This is a genomic window from Microbacterium sp. UBA1097, assembly GCF_002313585.1.
Taxonomy (GTDB): domain Bacteria; phylum Actinomycetota; class Actinomycetes; order Actinomycetales; family Microbacteriaceae; genus Microbacterium.
Genome location: NZ_DCBW01000032.1, coordinates 1 through 16737 on the forward strand (window position 1 = coordinate 1; position 16737 = coordinate 16737).

A 16737-nucleotide genomic window follows, 5' to 3' on the forward strand; every position below is an offset into this window, starting at 1 on the left:
TCAGCGGCGGCGTCCTGGCCTTCGGGGCTGGCAATGTAGGTGAAGTACGCCGAGACCAGCTCTGCGACGTTGGCGTCCTCGTACTCAACGCAGCCGATCTCGTAGCTCACGAGGGCGATCGGGTACACGCCGGCCTCTTCGGTCGCGTAGTCGATGTCGAAGACGATGTCGCCCTCGGTGCGGCCGTCCTGCAGCGGCGAGGAGTCGACGATCATCGCGGCAGCCTCAGCCGAGTAGGGGACGAACTCGCCACCGACGCCGACCGAGACCGTGCCCAGGCCGCCGACCTGCGAAGCGTCGGCGTAGGCGATGGTGCCGCTTCCGTTGCGGGTCGCGTCGACCACACCCGAGGTGCCCTGTGCAGCCTCGCCACCCTCGATCGGCCATTCGCCGTCGGGCTCGTAAGTCCACACCGAGGGAGCTGCCGCCGAGAGGTAGGAGGTGAAGGTCTCCGTCGTGCCCGAGTCGTCCGAGCGGTGAACCGGCGAGATCGCCAGGTCGGGGAGCTCGACGCCGTCGTTGAGGCTCGCGATGGCCTCGTCGTTCCAGTTGGTGATCTGGCCGGCGAAGATGCCCGCGATGACATCGGCGGTCATGTTCAGCGACTCGATGCCCTCGAGGTTGAAGGCGACGGCCACGGGCGAGATGTATACCGGGATCTCGACGATGCCGGCCGAACCGCCGTCCGCGCACGCGGCGAAGGTGTTCTCTTCGATCTCCTCGAGCTTGAACGCGCGGTCCGAGCCGATGAAGTTGCTCGCGCCGGCGATGAAGTTCTCGCGGCCCGTTCCCGAGCCGGTGGGCTCGTAGTTGACGGTCACGTCAGGGTTGGCGGTCTGGAAGTTGGCGACCCAGGCCTCCTGCGCGGCGGTCTGCGACGAAGCGCCGGTCGCGCCGATGGTGCCCGAGAGGGTCGACTCCATGGGCTCTTCGGAGGCGGAGCCACCGTTGGACTCGTTCGAGGCGCAGCCAGCCAGCGCGAGGGTGGCGACGGCGGCGACAGCGCCCAGCTGGGCGAAGCGGGTGATCTTCACTGTGAATCCTTCACTGTGTCGGGGTATTTGTGGCGGGCCCGGTGCAGGGCACTGAGGTGACGGTAGACAGCGACTCTTAAGGGATCGGTTGGTAGAGGTGAACACCAGGTAAACGGGCTCGGGCGGTCTGCAGTGTTTCCCGCTCCTCGCCACACGCTCCCCGGTACCGTCGAACGGTGACTTTCGACCAGTCGGCCGTTCTCGATCGGGCCGCTCACGCCGCTGCGCCGCGTACGCTCGTCGACATCCTGCAAGAGACGGTGCGTCGCCATCCCCAGGCTTCCGCGATCGATGACGGCGCGGGGCCGGCGGTGAGCTACCGGGAGCTCGCTGCCCGGGTCGCTCTTACCGCCTCGCGCCTCGTGGCCGCTGGCGTGCGGCATGGCGATCGCGTCGGCATCCGCATGACGTCGGGCACCAAGGAGCTCTACGTCGCCATCCTCGGTGTGATGGCTGCCGGCGCTGCATACGTGCCGGTCGACGCGGATGACACGGAAGAGCGTGCCGCCCTCGTATTCGGCGAGGCGGGCGTTCGCGGTGTCATCACCGGTCGCGGCCTGTACTCCCCGAGTGCGCACGCGTCCGGTGAGAACGCCGCGGAACCGTCGGATGTGACGGCCGAGATTCCGACCATTGATGGCTCCGCCGACGAGGAAGCCGACGAAGATGAGGACCTCTTCGCCGGCGAGGCCCCCGCGGGGCACACGCGAGCGCTCGACGTCCTCGCCCAGCCGTCGCCGGATGACGACGCGTGGATCATCTTCACCTCCGGCTCCACTGGGGTCCCCAAGGGTGTTGCTGTCACGCACCGGTGTGCGGCGGCGTTCGTGGATGCCGAGAGTCGCCTGTTCCTGCAGGAGGAGCCGCTCGGGACCTCCGACCGGGTCCTGGCGGGACTGTCGGTGGCGTTCGATGCGTCCTGCGAGGAGATGTGGCTCGCGTGGGCGCACGGAGCCTGCCTCGTTCCTGCACCGCGTGCCCTGGTTCGCTCCGGGGTGGATCTTGCGAATTGGCTTGCGCGACAGGGGATCACGGTCATCTCCACCGTGCCCACACTCGCCGCCATGTGGCCGAGTTCGACGATCGACAACGTCAGGCTGCTGATCTTCGGTGGGGAAGCTGTGCCGCCCGAACTCGGGACGCGCCTGGCAGCCGAGGGCCGCGAGGTCTGGAACACCTATGGTCCTACCGAGGCGACTGTCGTCTCGTGCGCTGCGCCGCTCGTGCCCGACGCCCCGGTCCGCATCGGGCTTCCTCTCGAGGGCTGGTCGCTTGCGGTGGTGGATGCCGAGGGTGTCCCGGTCTCGGAGGGGGAGAGCGGCGAGCTGATCATCGGCGGCGTCGGGCTCGCTCGCTACCTCGACCCGGCGAAGGATGCCGAAAAGTACGCTCCCATGCCGACGCTGGGGTGGGATCGCGCCTACCGCTCGGGCGATCTCGTGCGCTACGAACCCGAGGGGCTCGTCTTTCTGGGGCGAGCCGACGATCAGGTGAAGATCGGTGGGCGGCGCATCGAACTCGGTGAGGTCGAGGCTGCCCTGCAGGATCTTCCCCGGGTCACCGCCGCGACTGCCGCGGTTCGCACGTCGGAGGCCGGCAACCCCGTCCTGGTCGGGTACATCGTCGTCGACGATCCCGACCTCTTCGATCGTGCCGCAGCCCGAACGTTCCTCGCAGACCGCCTGCCCGCCGGCATCATGCCCCTGTTCGCGCTGCTGCCTGACCTTCCGGCGCGCACGTCGGGGAAGGTCGATCGCGCAGCGCTGCCGTGGCCGGTTCCCGGGGCAGAGCAGCCGGTTGCGGGGCTGTCCGAGAACGAGGCATGGCTGGCTGAGCAGTGGCAGGCTGTGCTCGGTGTTCCCGCTGAGGATCGCGGGTCGGATTTCTTCGACCTCGGCGGCGGGTCGCTCGCCGCTGCGCAGCTTGCTTCGCGGGTGCGGGTGCGGCTTCCCGAGTTCACGGTCGCCGACATCTACGACATGCCCCGCCTCGGGGCCATGGCGTCCCTTCTTCCGAAAACGGATGCCGCCGCCGACGCGTCTGCCGCCGCGTTCCACCGCGCCGTCCCCACCCCGGCCACCACACGGCTCGCCCAGACCCTGCTCGGGGCGCCGCTGTTCATCCTGTCCGGCATCCGGTGGCTCCTCTACCTCCTCACCGCGAGCGCGCTGTTGCAGCTCGGCGGTGGCTTTACGTTCCTCCCGGACGTGCCGTGGTGGGTGCTCGTCATCGGCCTCCTCGTCTTCGCGACCCCGTTCGGGCGCATGTCGATCGCGGTGATCGCGGCCCGAACGCTGCTCGCGGGACTGCAACCCGGTGACTATCCGCGCGGCGGCGGCGTGCACCTGCGACTGTGGCTGGCCGAGCAGATCGCCGATCAGGTCGACGCCGTCGGGTTCGTCGGAGCGCCGTGGGTCACCTACTACGCGCGGGCGCTGGGGGCCTCGATCGGCCGCGACGTCCACATGCACACGCTGCCCCCTGTCACCGGGATGCTGGAGGTCGGCGACAACGCGGCGATCGACCCCGAAGTCGATCTCAGCGGCACGTGGGTCGATGGCGACACGGTGCGCGTGGGCGGCATCCGGATCGATGCGGATGCCGTGATCGGTGCCCGTAGCACGCTGGCTCCCGGCACAAAGATCGGTCGACGGGCGCGGGTAGCTCCCGGATCGGCGGTGTTCGGACGGGTCAAGCCCGACCAGGCGTGGGCAGGCTCGCCCGCGGTGCGGGTCGGCGAGCCCGCCGCCGACTGGCCCGCGGAACACGCGCCCGCTCCCCACCGGTGGCTCTGGGCCTACATCGCCTCCTCGCTTGGCCTTGCCCTGCTGCCGATCGTCGCGTTCGCCGCCGGCGCCGGCGTCATGGCGCTCGCGATGCGGGACGCGCAGACGCTCGCCGAGGCTACGCTTCTCGGCCTCGCGTGGCTCGTGCCCGGCATCCTGATCGCCGGTGTGGTCTTCGCCGGCACCGTCGTGCTGGCGGTGCGCCTGCTCTCGCTCGGCCTTCGCGAGGGAACCTACCCGGTGCGCAGCCGGCTCGGCTGGCAGGTGTGGACGACCGAGCGCCTGCTCGATTCGGCACGCACCGTGTTGTTCCCCCTCTATTCGAGTCTGTTCACGCCCATCTGGCTCCGGATGCTGGGCGCGTCAGTCGGACGCAACGTCGAGGCATCCACGGTGCTGCTGATTCCGTCGATGACCACCATCGACGATGGCGCGTTCCTTGCCGATGACACGATGGTCGCCTCCTACGAGCTCGGCGGCGGATGGATGCGTGTCGACGGTGTCAGGATCGGCAAGCGTGCCTTTGTCGGCAACTCCGGGATGGTCGCGCCAGGGCACCGCGTGCCGAAGGACGGACTCATCGCGGTGCTCTCTGCGGCGCCGGCGAAGGCAAAGGCGGGGTCGTCTTGGCTCGGGTCCCCGGCAGTGCGCCTCCGACGGGTCGTGGCCAGTGTCGATGAGTCCCGCACCTATGAGCCGCCCGCAGCACTGCGCGTTGCGCGGAGCCTGTGGGAGCTGTCGCGGATCGTTCCCGTGTTCGTGACGGGGCTCATCGGTTTCGGAGTGCTCATGACCCTGGCCGCCCTGTGGGACAGCATTGGACCGTGGTGGACGGTGCTGCTGTCTGGCATTGTCATGCTCGTCGCCGGCGCGGCGGCGGCTGCTGCCACGACAGCCGCCAAGTGGGCACTGGTCGGTCCGATCCGCGCGGGCGATCATCCGCTGTGGTCGAGTTTCGTGTGGCGCACCGAGGTGGTCGACACCTTCACCGAGATGGTTGCGGCGCCGTGGTTCGCGCGTGCGGCATCCGGAACCCCGGCACTTGCGGTGTGGCTGCGGTCCCTGGGTGCACGAGTCGGCCGCGGAGTATGGTGCGAGACCTACTGGCTGCCGGAGCCGGATCTCGTGCACCTCGGCGACGGATCCACCGTGAACCGGGGATGCGTTGTGCAGACTCACCTGTTTCATGATCGGATCATGAGTATGGATGCCGTCACCCTCGAACCCGGCGCAACGCTCGGCCCGCACTCGGTTATCTTGCCCGCGGCCTCGATCGGCGCTCACGCAACCGTGGGGCCCGCCTCGCTGGTCATGCGCGGCGAGAGCGTTCCGGTCGGTTCTCGGTGGAGCGGAAACCCCATCGGCCCGTGGCGCGCGGTGAAGATCCGCGCGTACCAGGCGGCCCCGTGAGTCCGAACAGCACCGAGCAAGCTGGCGCAGAGACCCCCGAGGCGCGCACCCACGACGCCTACACTCCCCAGAGCGGCGACACCTCGTTCGACGTCGAGGCCTACGCGCTCGATCTGAGCTACCGCGTCCGCAACAACAGGCTCGAGGGGTGCGCGACCCTCAGCATCCGGATCGTGGTCGCGACGTCGTCGATCGCGCTCGATCTCGTCGGCCTTCGGGTCAGTCGGGTGCGCATCGAGGGACAGCGTCGCACGCCGCACAAGCAGGGCCCGCGCAAGCTCCGCGTCACCCTGCCGCGCACGATGCAACCGGGGGAGACCCTGACGCTGACGATCGAGTATGCGGGCGCGCCCGCGCCCCGCCGATCCCGCTGGGGGACGATCGGCTGGGAGGAACTCACCGAGGGCTCGCTCGTCGCATCGCAGCCGATCGGCGCGCCGACGTGGTTCCCGTGCAACGATCGCCCTGGTAACCGGGCCACCTACACCATCCGAGTCGCGACGGATGCCGAGTACACCGCTGTCGCCACCGGCGTACTGCAGTCGCGTACGCGCTCGGGCGGCCAGGTCAGCGCCGAGTACACGATCGGAGTGCCGACGGCGACGTACCTGGTTGCTGTCTACGTGGGACAGTTCGAATCGCACCGGCTCGATGATCGCATCGTCGTTGCCTCACCCCCGTCCCTTCGCGCCGACGTGAAGCGGGCTCTCGGGCCCCTGCCGCGCATGATGTCGGCGTTCGAGGAGCGGTTCGGGCCGTATCCGCAGGAGAACTGCACGATCGTGGTGACAGCGGATCCGCTCGAGATCCCACTGGAGGCGCAGGGCACCGCCGTCTTCGGCGCAAACCACCTCGACCCCGACTCGGAGCGACTCGTTGCTCATGAGCTGGCCCACCAGTGGTTCGGCAACAGCGTCGGGGTGGCGCGGTGGCGTGACATCTGGCTCAACGAAGGATTCGCCTGTTACGCGGAGTGGCTCTGGTTCGAGGCGGCCGGCGCGGAGACCGCCGATGGCGCTGCCCGCCGGGCTCACGCGAAGCTCGCGGATCTCGCGCAGGACCTCGTCATCAGTGATCCCGGCGCCGACCTCATGTTCGATGACCGGCTTTACAAACGCGGGGCACTGACCCTGCACGCCGTGCGTCTGACGATCGGCGACGAGCCGTTCTTCGATCTGCTGCGCGGGTGGTGCGCGGCGTACGCGAACGCCTGCGTTACTACGGCCGACTTCCGGCGCTTCGTCGCCGAGGCCGGTCACGACCTCGAGGCGCTGCTGGAGGACTGGTTGGACGACGGTCCGCTTCCCTCTCTCCCACCGGGGCCGGGTGCGTCCAAGAGCTCCGCAAAGAAGAAGTCGTCGCGCTAGGCGTCGGCAGATTCGATGCGAGCGAGTGCGGCGCTGACCAGAATCCCCGGGGGTCCTGTGAGATCCCAGCCGAGAACCGCATCCGCGCGCCCCGGGACGCGGGCACGCCACGACGCGCCTGCACCCTGGTCAGTGCCGGTGCCGCCCAGGATGTGAACCGCTCCGGGTTCGATCCGCAGTCCCCGCCTATCGGCCTTGAGCGCGGCTTCCACCCGCACCCAATCGCGCGCGGACGCAGATCCCGCGCCGAGGACACCGTCAAGACCTGCCCGGTCGCGCCGAGTATCGACCTCGGGCTCGGCATCCACCCCCACGCTCCCGGCCTCCGCGGGTGCCAGTGCCACGACAGCCCACTCGGCTGCGTACGACACGCTCGCGGTAACCGCCGCGCCCTCGAGCTCCACGGGGCCGTGGTCACCACCGCAGCGCGGGCACCTGTTCGAGAGCCGGATGCCGGACTGGCCGATCAGGTCGCGCAGGAGCCGCCAGGCGGTCTCGCGTCGGGAGTCACGATCCGCAGCCACGGCCCAGCCGAGCCGGATCAGCCCGCTCACGCGGGAGGCTGGTGCGTCTCGATCGCGACGATCCCCGAACCCGGATTGTCGGTGGACAGGTGCACGACGGAGAAACCTCCGGTTGCCAGCCCTGAGGCGTTACCCAGGTGCGAACCCATGAGCGATCCGGTTGCCATCGCCAGTTCCTGGATGATCTCGGGAAGCACCGGGCCGTGGCTGCACAACACCGCCGGTTTGCGGGAGCGCACGCGCTGCCCGACGACCGTGCGGGCGTCGGTCGCACCCTCTTCCCACGCATCCTGGCTGATCAGCGGCGAATAGTCGACACGGCGCCCCAGAGCGGCAGAGAGCGGGCCGACGGTCTTGGCACACCGAACCGCGGGGCTCGACACGATCCGGCGCGCGCCGAACGCGAGGAGCGGTCCGACGAGGGCGTTAGCCTGTTTGCGTCCGCGAGGAGCCAGCGGGCGCGAGGCATCCGGCCCGTCCCATTCGTCGGCGGGCACCGCCTTGGCGTGGCGCAGCGCGATGATCGGGAACGTGCGCAGCACATCCTTGTCGCGGATCTCGAGGAACTTGTCCAGGATCTCGACATCAACCGGGTAGCTGAGCTTGGCGCGCGCCTTCTTGGCCGAGACCCACTCGAGCGCCGCGATCTCTTTGTTCGGGACGAACGAGGATGCCTTGATCGCTGCGTCCGTGGCCTCCGCCGCCCAATAGTGCACGATCTTGTCGCGTTTGGAGGGCATGTGATAGGTCGAGACACCCACGGGGACGCCCAGGGAGACGCGGATGCCGGTCTCTTCGTGGATCTCGCGGACGGCGGTCTCGGCGAGAGTCTCGCCGGGATCGACCTTTCCCTTGGGAAGGGTCACGTCGCGGTACTGCGTGCGGTGGATCAACAGGATGCGGAGCTTGCCTTCAACGATGCGCCACAGCACGCCGCCGGCTGCGTAAACGATGTTCTCTGACATGGTGGGGTCCGGGACGGTGAGAGCGTCGGTCATCGCGTTGCCCGCGCCCGTCGCCGGCTCTGCACATCGTTCATGGTCTGATCCTGTAGGTCGACGAGCTGATTGCCGTGCTCATCGAGGTGGTGGCGTACCCACGTGCCGGAGGCGTCGAGCCACCAGGAGCTGGTCGCATCGCTCATCGCGAGGTCGAAGAGCGTCATCAGCTGTGCGAGGTGGGTGGGGTCGGTCACCCGCACAAGAGCCTCGACCCGGCGGTCGAGGTTGCGGTGCATCATGTCGGCGCTGCCGATGTAGATCTGCTCGTCACCGCCGTTGTGGAACGCGAAGATCCGTGAGTGCTCGAGGTACCTGCCGAGGATGCTGCGCACCGTGATGTTCTCGCTCAGTCCCGGCACTCCCGGCTTGATCGAGCAGATGCCGCGCACCCAGATCTCCACCGGCACACCGGCCTGACTCGCACGGTAGAGCGCGTCGATGATCTGCTCGTCGACCATCGAGTTGACCTTGATCCGGATGCGTGCGGGCTTGCCTTCGGCAGCATTGCGACGCTCGGCCTCGATGAGTCGCAGCAGCCCCTTGCGCAGGTGCAGCGGCGCAACCAGCAGGCGTTTGAATTTCTTCTCGATCGCGTAGCCCGACAGCTCGTTGAACAGGCGCGTGAGGTCCCGCCCGACCTGCTCATCGGCCGTGAACAGCCCATAGTCCTCGTAGATCCGGCTGGTCTTGGGGTTGTAGTTGCCGGTGCCGATGTGGCAGTAGCTGCGCAGCGTCCCCTCCTCTTCGCGGATGACCAGGGCCAGCTTGCAATGGGTCTTGAGGCCGACGAGGCCGTACACGACGTGGACGCCGGCCTTCTCGAGCTTGCGCGCCCACACGATGTTCGCGGCCTCATCGAAGCGGGCCTTCACCTCGACGAGCGCGAGCACCTGCTTGCCGGCCTCGGCAGCGTCGATGAGTGACTGGATGATGGGGCTGTCGCCTGAGGTGCGATACAGCGTCTGCTTGATCGCGAGCACCTGGGGGTCCTTGGCCGCCTGGTCGAGGAATGCCTGAACGCTCGTCGCGAACGATTCGTACGGATGGTGGACCAGGACATCCCCGGTGCGGATGGCGCTGAAGATGTCAGAGCGCTCGTTGTTGTCGCCCGGCTGGAACGCGATAGCGGTCGTGGGAAGGTGCGGTTTGTACTTGAGCTCGGGCCGGTTCAGGCGGCTCAGGCCGAATAGTCCCCGCAGGTCCAGCGGGCCGGGAATGCGGTACACCTCCTGCTCGGTGATATCGAGCTCGCTGATCAGCAGCTTCAGCGTCAGCTCGTCCATGTCCTCGGTCACCTCGAGGCGGATCGGAGGGCCGAACCGGCGCCGCATGAGTTCTGCCTCGAGAGCCTGGATGAGGTTCTCGGTCTCGTCCTCTTCGATGACCATGTCTTCGTTTCGCGTGAGGCGGAACGCGTGGTGGTCCAAGACCTCCATTCCCGGGAACAGATCGCCGAGGTGGTTCGCGATGAGGTCTTCGAGCGCGAGGTAGCGCACCCGCTCGCCCTCTCGCGAGATCTCGACGAACCGGGGCAGCATCGGCGGCACCTTGAGGCGTGCGAACTCCTGACGACCCGTCCGCGCGTTGCGGATGCGGATCGCCAGGTTCAGGGAGAGGCCCGAGATGTAGGGGAAGGGGTGGGCTGGGTCCACCGCCAGCGGCATGAGAACAGGAAAGACCTGGTCGTGGAAGTAGTCAGACAGGCGGGAGCGCTCGTCATCGCCGAGCGAGGCGAACGAGACGAACTCGACTCCGGCCTCCGCAAGCGACGGCGCGACGAGGCGGCTCCACGCGTCGGCGTGGCGCAGCTGCAGTCGATGCGCCTCTTCCGAGATATCGGCGAGCGTGTCTTCGGGAGAGGTGCCGATGTTCGTGGGCACCGCGAGTCCGGTGACGATGCGGCGCTTGAGCCCAGCGACCCGGACCATGAAGAACTCGTCGAGGTTGCTCGCGAAAATGGCGAGGAAGTTCGCGCGCTCCAGCGGCGGGATCCCCGGATCCTCAGCCAATTCGAGCACGCGCTGATTGAAGGCCAGCCAGCTCAACTCGCGGTCGAGAAAGCGATCAATGGGCAGGAGCTCATCGTCTGCTGCCGCTGAGTCGAAGTCGTCGTCATCTTCGTCGCCGAGCCCGGTGTCGAGAACCTCGTGGTCGATCATGGGTCCATCCTGTCAGCGCAACGTGACTCGCGCGTAAACAGTTTTGCTGAGGCGTGCACGTACCGGAACTCGAGGGTGCGACGCTGTCGTGCCGCGGCCGTTATGCGTCAGCGCGTTCGCGCGGGGGCGGAGGTGCGTCATCCTCGTACACGTTGAAGCGGTAGCCGACGTTGCGCACGGTGCCGATGAGCTGTTCCAGATCGCCGAGTTTGGCGCGCAGCCGTCTGACGTGCACGTCGACGGTTCGTGTGCCCCCGAAGTAGTCGTAGCCCCACACCTCACTGAGCAGCTGTTCGCGCGTGAAGACCCGCGAGGGGTGCGTCGCGAAGAAGTGGAGCAGCTGGAATTCCTTGTAGGTGAGATCAAGTGGGCGCCCGTGCACCTTCGCGGAATACGACGACTCGTCGATCGTGATCCCCGAGGTCTGGATGCGGGTAGAGACCTGCTCCTTCGCCATTCGTCCGATTGCCAGGCGGACCCGCGCGTCGACTTCGGCAGGGCCCGCGGTCACCAGGATGACGTCATCGACGCCCCAGTCCGGCGAGACCGCGGTCAGGCCCCCCTCGGTCACGATGAGGATGAGCGGCACATCCAGCCCCGTCGTGCCCAGGATCTTGCACAGCGATTTGGCCCCGACGAGGTCGGTGCGGGCATCCACGAAGACGATGTCGGCGCTGGGCGCGTTCACCAGCTGCGCGGGCTCGGCGGGGATCTGGCGAGTGCGGTGACTCAGCAGTTCGAGGGCGGGCAGGGCTGGGCCTCCGCCTGGGGCGGAACTCAGAACCAATAGCTGTGCCACGCTGACATCCTCCCGGTGCCGGAGGCGCACCGCGCCCCTCAGTTTAGGGCGTCACCCCACCATGGGAGACAATAGGGCGATGGACCTGCCACCGCTTGCTCCACGCCGTGCCTTCGGCGGGATCGTCGCCGTCTGGGTGGCCGCCGCCATCGCCGGCACGATCATCGGTTTTTTTGTTCCTGCCGAATGGCGCATCGCGTGGCTCGGCGTGGCTCTGGGGCTCTGCGTCGTGCTGGCTTTCGCGGTGCAGCTGGCTTATGGGCGCTCGCAGGCCTTCGTTGAGCGCGTCGCGCTGAGCACCCTGGGCTCGGCCATCGTGCTCGGCGTGATCAGTCTCGGCTTCGGGCTCGCCTCGATCGCGCCGCGCTGACCCCCCCGAGCGTGAGCAGTTCAGGCGGGGCGATTCCGGGATAGAGTGGAATCTATGGACCTCGTAGCGCTCGAACTCTTCTTCGTGGGCCTGCTTGCGCTCGCGTCGCTGGCGATCGTGTTCGTCTCAGGTGTCGTCGTGAAGAACCTGTACCGCGGCCAGCGCTGACGCGCCGTGATCGATCTTCCCACCGACCTCCCCGCCGAACTCGCGCCACTGTCGTGGCTCGTCGGCGTGTGGGAGGGCACCGGTGTCATCGACTACGACACTGACGACACGCACTTCACGGGCGAGTTCCATCACCGGGTGAGCTTCAGCCACGATGGCGGCGATCACCTGAACTATTCCGCACAGGCCTGGCTTCTGGACGCGGATGATCCTGCTGGGCCACGAACAGCATTGGTCAGCGAAACCGGGTACTGGCGGTTGGCGATCCCCGCGACCGACGCCGTGCCTGGTCCCGGCCTGCTCCCGGCGGCTGCCGCTGCTTCGCCGCTGACGGTCGACGACGTCGAAGCCCTGCGAACTCCCGAGGGCGGGTTCGAGATCGAGGTCTCGCTCGTGCACTCCGATGGTGTCTGCGAGCTCTACCTCGGGCAGATCCGCGGGCCTCGCATCGATATCGCCACGGATGCCGTCATCCGCACCGCATCGGCGAAGGTCTACTCCGCAGCGACCCGCATGTACGGGTTGGTCGATGGTCACCTCCTGTGGGCGTGGGATATCGCAGCGCTCGGCGGATCGCTCGCGTCCCACGCCTCAGCTCGGCTCGCGAAGGCCGACTGATGGCATCCGCATTCGAGCGGGTACCCGGGGCTGTGGCTGAGGGCGGCATCCTCATGCACCTCGGGAACCCCCTTGCCGAGCAGCGTCGACTTCTGCGCGGCGACGCTGTCGCACCGCTCGAGAACCGTGCAGTGGTCAGCGTCGCCGGTCCCGATCGCCTCGCGTGGCTCGACTCGATCACCTCGCAAGCCGTCGCAGGTCTCATGCCGGGAGAAAGCAGCGAGCTGCTGATCCTTGACCCGAACGGTCACATCGAGCACGCCGCCGGAATCGTCGACGACGGCGAGACCGCCTGGCTCCTGGTCGACGCAGCGGATGCCGAACAGTTGACGGCGTGGCTGACCAAGATGCGGTTCCGCATGCGCGTTGAGATCCAGCTCGTCGGTGACGTGGTTGTCATCGGTGCCGTCTCACCCGATGCTGCAGGGCTCACCGCTTTCTCGCCTGCCGGAGTTCCACTCGTCTGGCGCGATCCGTGGCCGGGCGTCACGGCCGGAGGGCACGCGTACGCGGTCGGCGAGCATCCGGGGCAGGCACGGGACTGGGTCGAGGTCATCGTCGACGCTTCCGAGCGCGACCGAATCGCGCAAGCCGCCGCAGCGGGCGAGGTGTCGCTGGCCGGCGCGCTCGCCGTCGACGCCTTGCGTATTGCCGCATGGCGCCCCAGCTGGTCGCGGGAGGTCGACGAACGATCTCTGCCGCATGAGGTGGACTGGCTCCGAACCGCCGTGCACCTGACCAAGGGGTGCTACCGCGGCCAAGAGACCGTCGCGAAGGTGCACAATCTGGGGCACCCTCCCCGCCGGCTCATGGCGGTACACCTCGACGGTGCCGACAGCATCCTCCCCCCGCCCGGTTCCAAGGTCCACATCGCCAGTGGTGAGGTGGGCGTGCTCACCTCCGTCGCCCTGCATGTGGATGACGGACCCATCGGACTTGCGCTCGTGCGACGCACGACCCCTGACGGTGACGCGACTGTCCAGACGGCCGAGGGCGCTGTAGCCGCGAGGCTCGAGACGATCGTGCCACCCGAGGCCGGCGCCGCGGCATCCGTTCCTCGACTGCCTCGGCTCTCCCGGCGCGCGGCGGCGTCCCCTCCCTCGCCGTGAGCGCAGGGCAGGACCCGCGCTCGCCGCGGCCGGCAGCACCCGACGAGACTGCACCGCTGACACTTCCGGTTCGCGTGCGGTGGTGGACGAGGTTCAGCCCGCTTCCCGGATGGACGCGGCTGCGCGCGTCATCCATCGCCATCGTCCAGATCGTGGTCGCCGCGACTGGCGCTTACGCCTTCGCCGCGTACGTTCTCGGACACCCGGCGCCGCTGCTTGCCGCGACGGTCACGGTCTCGAGCCTCGGACTTGTGCGCGACGCTCGGCCGCGCCGCGTACTCGAGACCGTCATCGGCATGATCATCGGCATCCTTGTGGCCGAAGTGCTGCTCCTGGTCGCCGGCAGCGGATGGTGGCAGCTGGGCCTCGCACTTGCCGCAACCCTCGCCGTCGCACGGTTCCTCTCGCCCCAGCCGGGGTTTGCGATAGCGGCGGCGATTCAGTCGCTCATCGTCATGATCGTCCCGACCAGTTCTCCGATGCTGCGGCTGATCGACGGAGTCGTCGGTGGAGTCGCGGCGCTGCTGGTGACAGCGCTGATCCCGCGCAGCCCGCAGCGCACGGAGGTCGCCTCCGGCGAGGTGCTGTTCACCCGCTTCCAGAGCGCCACCGAGACGATCATCCGCGCCCTGCGCCGCGGAGATCGCGTTCGCGCGCAGCGGGGCCTCGAAAAGGCGCGAGCGCTGCAGGCCGACATCGATGACTGGCGCCTGACACTGGAATCCGGCATGGGGATCGCGCGGATCTCGCCCTTCCTGCGATCGCAACGGCATGAGATCGCCCGCCACCAGCGCATCTGGCAGTCGATGGACTTCGCGTGCCGAAACCTGCGCGTGATCGCGCGGCGCACGGTGTACCTCGTCGATGACCGCGAGCCGCGAGAGGTCGCTGCAGACTTGCTGGCCGACCTCGGTCGCGGGGCTGATCTCATCGCCCAGTCGTTGCGCGACATCTCGCTGGAGCCTGTCGCCCGTGAAACGCTCCGCGCCGTCGCGGTGCGGCTCGATCCTGCCGTGGTCCTTCCCGATGCGACACTCGGTGATCAGAACCTCATCGCGGCGCTTCGGCCGCTTGCCGTTGACCTGCTCACCGCCGCCGGCATGTCAGGCGAGGATGCCGCCCATACCGTTCCGCGCATCTGAGTACCCGGTGCTGGTCAGCGCGGCGCGACAGACGCCCACGGGACAGTGACCTCACCCAGTCGCCACCGGTGACGTCCGATGAGCGGCCAGCCGGCGTCGTGCATCGCCTGCAGGCTAGCCTTCCACCGCTGGGCCGGCGAGAACGTCGACAGCGGCGCCGCGCGCTCCCATTCCCGCGTCAGATCCAGGAAGAATGCGTGAATCGGCTCACCGGGAACGTTCCGGTGGATGAGGGCCTTCGGGAGGCGCTCGGCGGCGATTGCCGGCGACTCGAGTCCAGCCAGGCGCAGCGAGACGGTCAGTGACCGAGGTGCGGCGTCCGACCCGACCACGACCCAGGTCATGACCCGCCCGATCTCATCGCACGTTCCTTCGACGAGCAGTCCGTCGGGCGCGAGGCGACCTGCCATGCGCGACCAGGCTGGTTCGACGTCGACGTCGTCGTACTGGCGCAGCACGTTTAGGGCGCGTATCAGGGTCGGGCGCCGGGGCGCGGGGACCTCGAAGCCGCCCCGAGCGAACGAGACCCGGGTGTCGGGGTCGAACGTCGTGAGGCCCGCGCGGACCGCTCGCAACTGCTCGCGTGCTCGCTCGACCCGCTCGGGGTCGATCTCCAGGCCCAACACGTCGATGTCGGGCCTCACCGGCGACAGGCGCGCAGCCAACTCGAGGGTCGTGATGCCGGTGGCGCCGTACCCGAGGTCGACAATCAGAGGGTCGGATGCGCGACGGAGCACGGGATGCCGCGCTATCCACCGGTCGACGCGGCGCAACCGGTTCGTGCCTGTCGTGCCCCGCGTGGGGCGCCCGGTCGGCGCGGAAGGAGCAGAGGACACGCCCCCAATGATGCCAGCGGTGCGCGCGCGTCCGAGCCCGTGCGCGCGAGGGCTTTCACGGCCCACCGCGCCATCTGTCGGACACCTGGCCCGGATATCATGAGGGCCATGACCGAGCCATACACGTTGATCCTTCTCCGACACGGCCAGAGCGAGTGGAACGAGCTGAATCTCTTCACCGGATGGGTCGATGTGCGGCTCACTGAACAGGGGCAGGCCGAGGCCCGCCGGGGCGGGGAGTTGATGGCCGCGCAGGGCATCCTTCCCGACGTCCTGCACACGTCGCTGCTGAGCCGCGCCATCCAGACCGCCAACATCGCGCTCGATGCCGCCGACCGTCTCTGGATTCCCGTGAAGCGCACCTGGCGCCTCAACGAGCGTCACTACGGCGCGCTGCAGGGTAAAGACAAGGCGCAGACCCTCGAAGAGTTCGGGCCCGAGCAGTTCATGCTGTGGCGCCGCTCGTTCGACGTGCCGCCGCCGCCGCTGGATGATGACAGCGAGTTCAGCCAGGTCCACGATCCGCGGTATGCCGGGATCGATGGTGAGGTGCCGCGCACCGAATCCCTCAAGCTCGTCATCGATCGCATGATGCCCTACTGGGAGAGTGACATCGCCGCTGACCTGCGCGCCGGCAAGACGGTGCTCGTGACCGCGCACGGGAACTCGTTGCGGGGCCTCGTGAAGCACCTCGACGGCATCAGTGACGCCGACATCGCCGAGCTCAACATCCCGACCGGCATCCCGCTGGTCTACAAGCTCGACGAGAACCTCGTCCCCCTCGGTCCCGGCGAGTACCTCGACCCCGAGGCCGCTGCTGCTGGTGCCGCCGCCGTGGCTGCTCAGGGCAAGAAGTAAGCCGAGACCCGAATCTCACGAGAAGAGCGGATGCCTCGCGTGAGGCATCCGCTCTTCTCGTGAGCCGGAGGGGGAGAGTTACTCTCCCGTGGCTGTCCCATCGCTCGCGTAGAACTCGCCGCCTTCTGCCAGGTACTGCACCTTCTTGGCGACCGAGACGGCGTGGTCGACGAAGCGCTCGTGGTAGCGGCTCGCGAGGGTGGCATCCACCGTCTGCGCGGGCTCGCCCGACCAGCTGTCGCTGAGGACCTTCTCGAAGACGCTCACGTGCAGATCGTCGACCTGGTCATCGATGTCACGGATCTGGTCGGCGAGAGCGAGGTCCTCGGTGTCCAGAAGCTGCGTCAGCTTCCGGGCAGCCTCGACATCCAGCTCGCCCATCTTCTGGAACGTCGACTTCAGTCCCGAGGGGATGGCGCGCTCGGGGAAGCGCAACCGCGTCAGCTGGGCGATGTGCTCGGCGATGTCGCCCATGCGCTCGAGCGACGCGCTCACCCGCAGAGCCATCACGACGATCCGCAGGTCGCGGGCTACGGGCTGCTGGCGGGCCATGATC

The 16737-nt window shown here is 68.1% G+C and carries 14 protein-coding genes; 7 read left to right on the top strand and 7 right to left on the bottom strand.

Annotation, left to right across the window (positions count from 1 at the left end):
* A partial coding sequence (locus B4F19_RS07915) for a phosphate ABC transporter substrate-binding protein PstS (RefSeq protein WP_292733948.1) occupies positions 1–1034 on the bottom strand: 1034 nt, incomplete at its 3' end.
* 176 nt (positions 1035–1210) lie between these two features.
* Here B4F19_RS07915 and B4F19_RS07920 point away from each other — a divergent pair.
* Entirely contained in the window at positions 1211–5230 is a 4020-nt protein-coding gene (locus tag B4F19_RS07920; RefSeq protein ID WP_292733951.1) for a Pls/PosA family non-ribosomal peptide synthetase, read from the top strand.
* The gene (locus B4F19_RS07925) at positions 5227–6597 is read left to right on the top strand and encodes a M1 family metallopeptidase (protein WP_292733954.1); all 1371 of its coding nucleotides are present in this window, start codon (positions 5227–5229) and stop codon (positions 6595–6597) included. The genes B4F19_RS07920 and B4F19_RS07925 overlap by 4 nt, the downstream gene beginning before the upstream one ends.
* Here B4F19_RS07925 and B4F19_RS07930 read toward each other — a convergent pair.
* The 4 genes from B4F19_RS07930 to B4F19_RS07945 all read right to left on the bottom strand — a co-directional run bounded on the left by B4F19_RS07930 (position 6594) and on the right by B4F19_RS07945 (position 11080).
* On the bottom strand, positions 6594–7151 hold the full coding sequence (locus tag B4F19_RS07930; RefSeq protein ID WP_228176824.1) for a chemotaxis protein CheY: 558 nt from the start codon (positions 7149–7151) through the stop codon (positions 6594–6596). The genes B4F19_RS07925 and B4F19_RS07930 overlap by 4 nt on opposite strands.
* Positions 7148–8086 carry an NUDIX hydrolase gene (locus B4F19_RS07935; protein WP_292733971.1) on the bottom strand — a complete coding sequence of 313 codons (939 nt, stop codon included), beginning with the start codon at positions 8084–8086 and terminating at the stop codon, positions 7148–7150. Before B4F19_RS07935 ends, B4F19_RS07930 begins: the two co-directional genes overlap by 4 nt.
* A gap of 29 nt (positions 8087–8115) precedes the next feature.
* Positions 8116–10281 carry an RNA degradosome polyphosphate kinase gene (locus B4F19_RS07940; protein ID WP_292733957.1) on the bottom strand — a complete coding sequence of 722 codons (2166 nt, stop codon included), beginning with the start codon at positions 10279–10281 and terminating at the stop codon, positions 8116–8118.
* A gap of 100 nt (positions 10282–10381) precedes the next feature.
* A complete protein-coding gene (locus B4F19_RS07945) occupies positions 10382–11080 on the bottom strand; it encodes a response regulator transcription factor (RefSeq protein WP_228176826.1) in 699 nt (232 codons plus the stop codon).
* A gap of 79 nt (positions 11081–11159) precedes the next feature.
* Here B4F19_RS07945 and B4F19_RS07950 point away from each other — a divergent pair, with 79 nt between their 5' ends.
* The 4 genes from B4F19_RS07950 to B4F19_RS07965 all read left to right on the top strand — a co-directional run bounded on the left by B4F19_RS07950 (position 11160) and on the right by B4F19_RS07965 (position 14487).
* Complete coding sequence (locus B4F19_RS07950; RefSeq protein ID WP_292733960.1) at positions 11160–11450, top strand: hypothetical protein; 291 nt, start codon at positions 11160–11162, stop codon at positions 11448–11450.
* A gap of 174 nt (positions 11451–11624) precedes the next feature.
* Positions 11625–12236, top strand: a complete 612-nt coding sequence (locus B4F19_RS07955) for an FABP family protein (protein ID WP_228176828.1) — start codon at positions 11625–11627, stop codon at positions 12234–12236.
* The gene (locus tag B4F19_RS07960) at positions 12236–13345 is read left to right on the top strand and encodes a YgfZ/GcvT domain-containing protein (protein WP_228176829.1); all 1110 of its coding nucleotides are present in this window, start codon (positions 12236–12238) and stop codon (positions 13343–13345) included. Before B4F19_RS07955 ends, B4F19_RS07960 begins: the two co-directional genes overlap by 1 nt.
* On the top strand, positions 13342–14487 hold the full coding sequence (locus tag B4F19_RS07965) for an FUSC family protein (RefSeq protein ID WP_228176830.1): 1146 nt from the start codon (positions 13342–13344) through the stop codon (positions 14485–14487). Before B4F19_RS07960 ends, B4F19_RS07965 begins: the two co-directional genes overlap by 4 nt.
* Before the next feature lie 14 nt (positions 14488–14501).
* On the opposite strand, the gene B4F19_RS07970 is transcribed toward B4F19_RS07965, so the two are convergent.
* Positions 14502–15323, bottom strand: coding sequence for a class I SAM-dependent methyltransferase (locus tag B4F19_RS07970; RefSeq protein WP_292733962.1), 822 nt, complete (start codon positions 15321–15323; stop codon positions 14502–14504).
* A gap of 108 nt (positions 15324–15431) precedes the next feature.
* On the opposite strand from B4F19_RS07970, the gene B4F19_RS07975 reads away from it, so the two are divergent.
* Positions 15432–16181, top strand: coding sequence for a phosphoglyceromutase (locus tag B4F19_RS07975; RefSeq protein ID WP_292733965.1), 750 nt, complete (start codon positions 15432–15434; stop codon positions 16179–16181).
* A gap of 78 nt (positions 16182–16259) precedes the next feature.
* On the opposite strand, the gene B4F19_RS07980 is transcribed toward B4F19_RS07975, so the two are convergent.
* A partial coding sequence (locus B4F19_RS07980; RefSeq protein ID WP_292733968.1) for a phosphate signaling complex PhoU family protein occupies positions 16260–16737 on the bottom strand: 478 nt, incomplete at its 5' end.

Bases quoted from the DNA above. Each gene is read 5' to 3' on its own strand.
- B4F19_RS07935 (WP_292733971.1), bottom strand. From the start codon at position 8,086: ATGTCAGAGAACATCGTTTACGCAGCCGGCGGCGTGCTGTGGCGCATC.
- B4F19_RS07940 (WP_292733957.1), bottom strand. From the start codon at position 10,281: ATGATCGACCACGAGGTTCTCGACACCGGGCTCGGCGACGAAGATGAC.
- B4F19_RS07950 (WP_292733960.1), top strand. From the start codon at position 11,160: ATGGACCTGCCACCGCTTGCTCCACGCCGTGCCTTCGGCGGGATCGTC.
- B4F19_RS07960 (WP_228176829.1), top strand. From the start codon at position 12,236: ATGGCATCCGCATTCGAGCGGGTACCCGGGGCTGTGGCTGAGGGCGGC.
- B4F19_RS07975 (WP_292733965.1), top strand. From the start codon at position 15,432: ATGACCGAGCCATACACGTTGATCCTTCTCCGACACGGCCAGAGCGAG.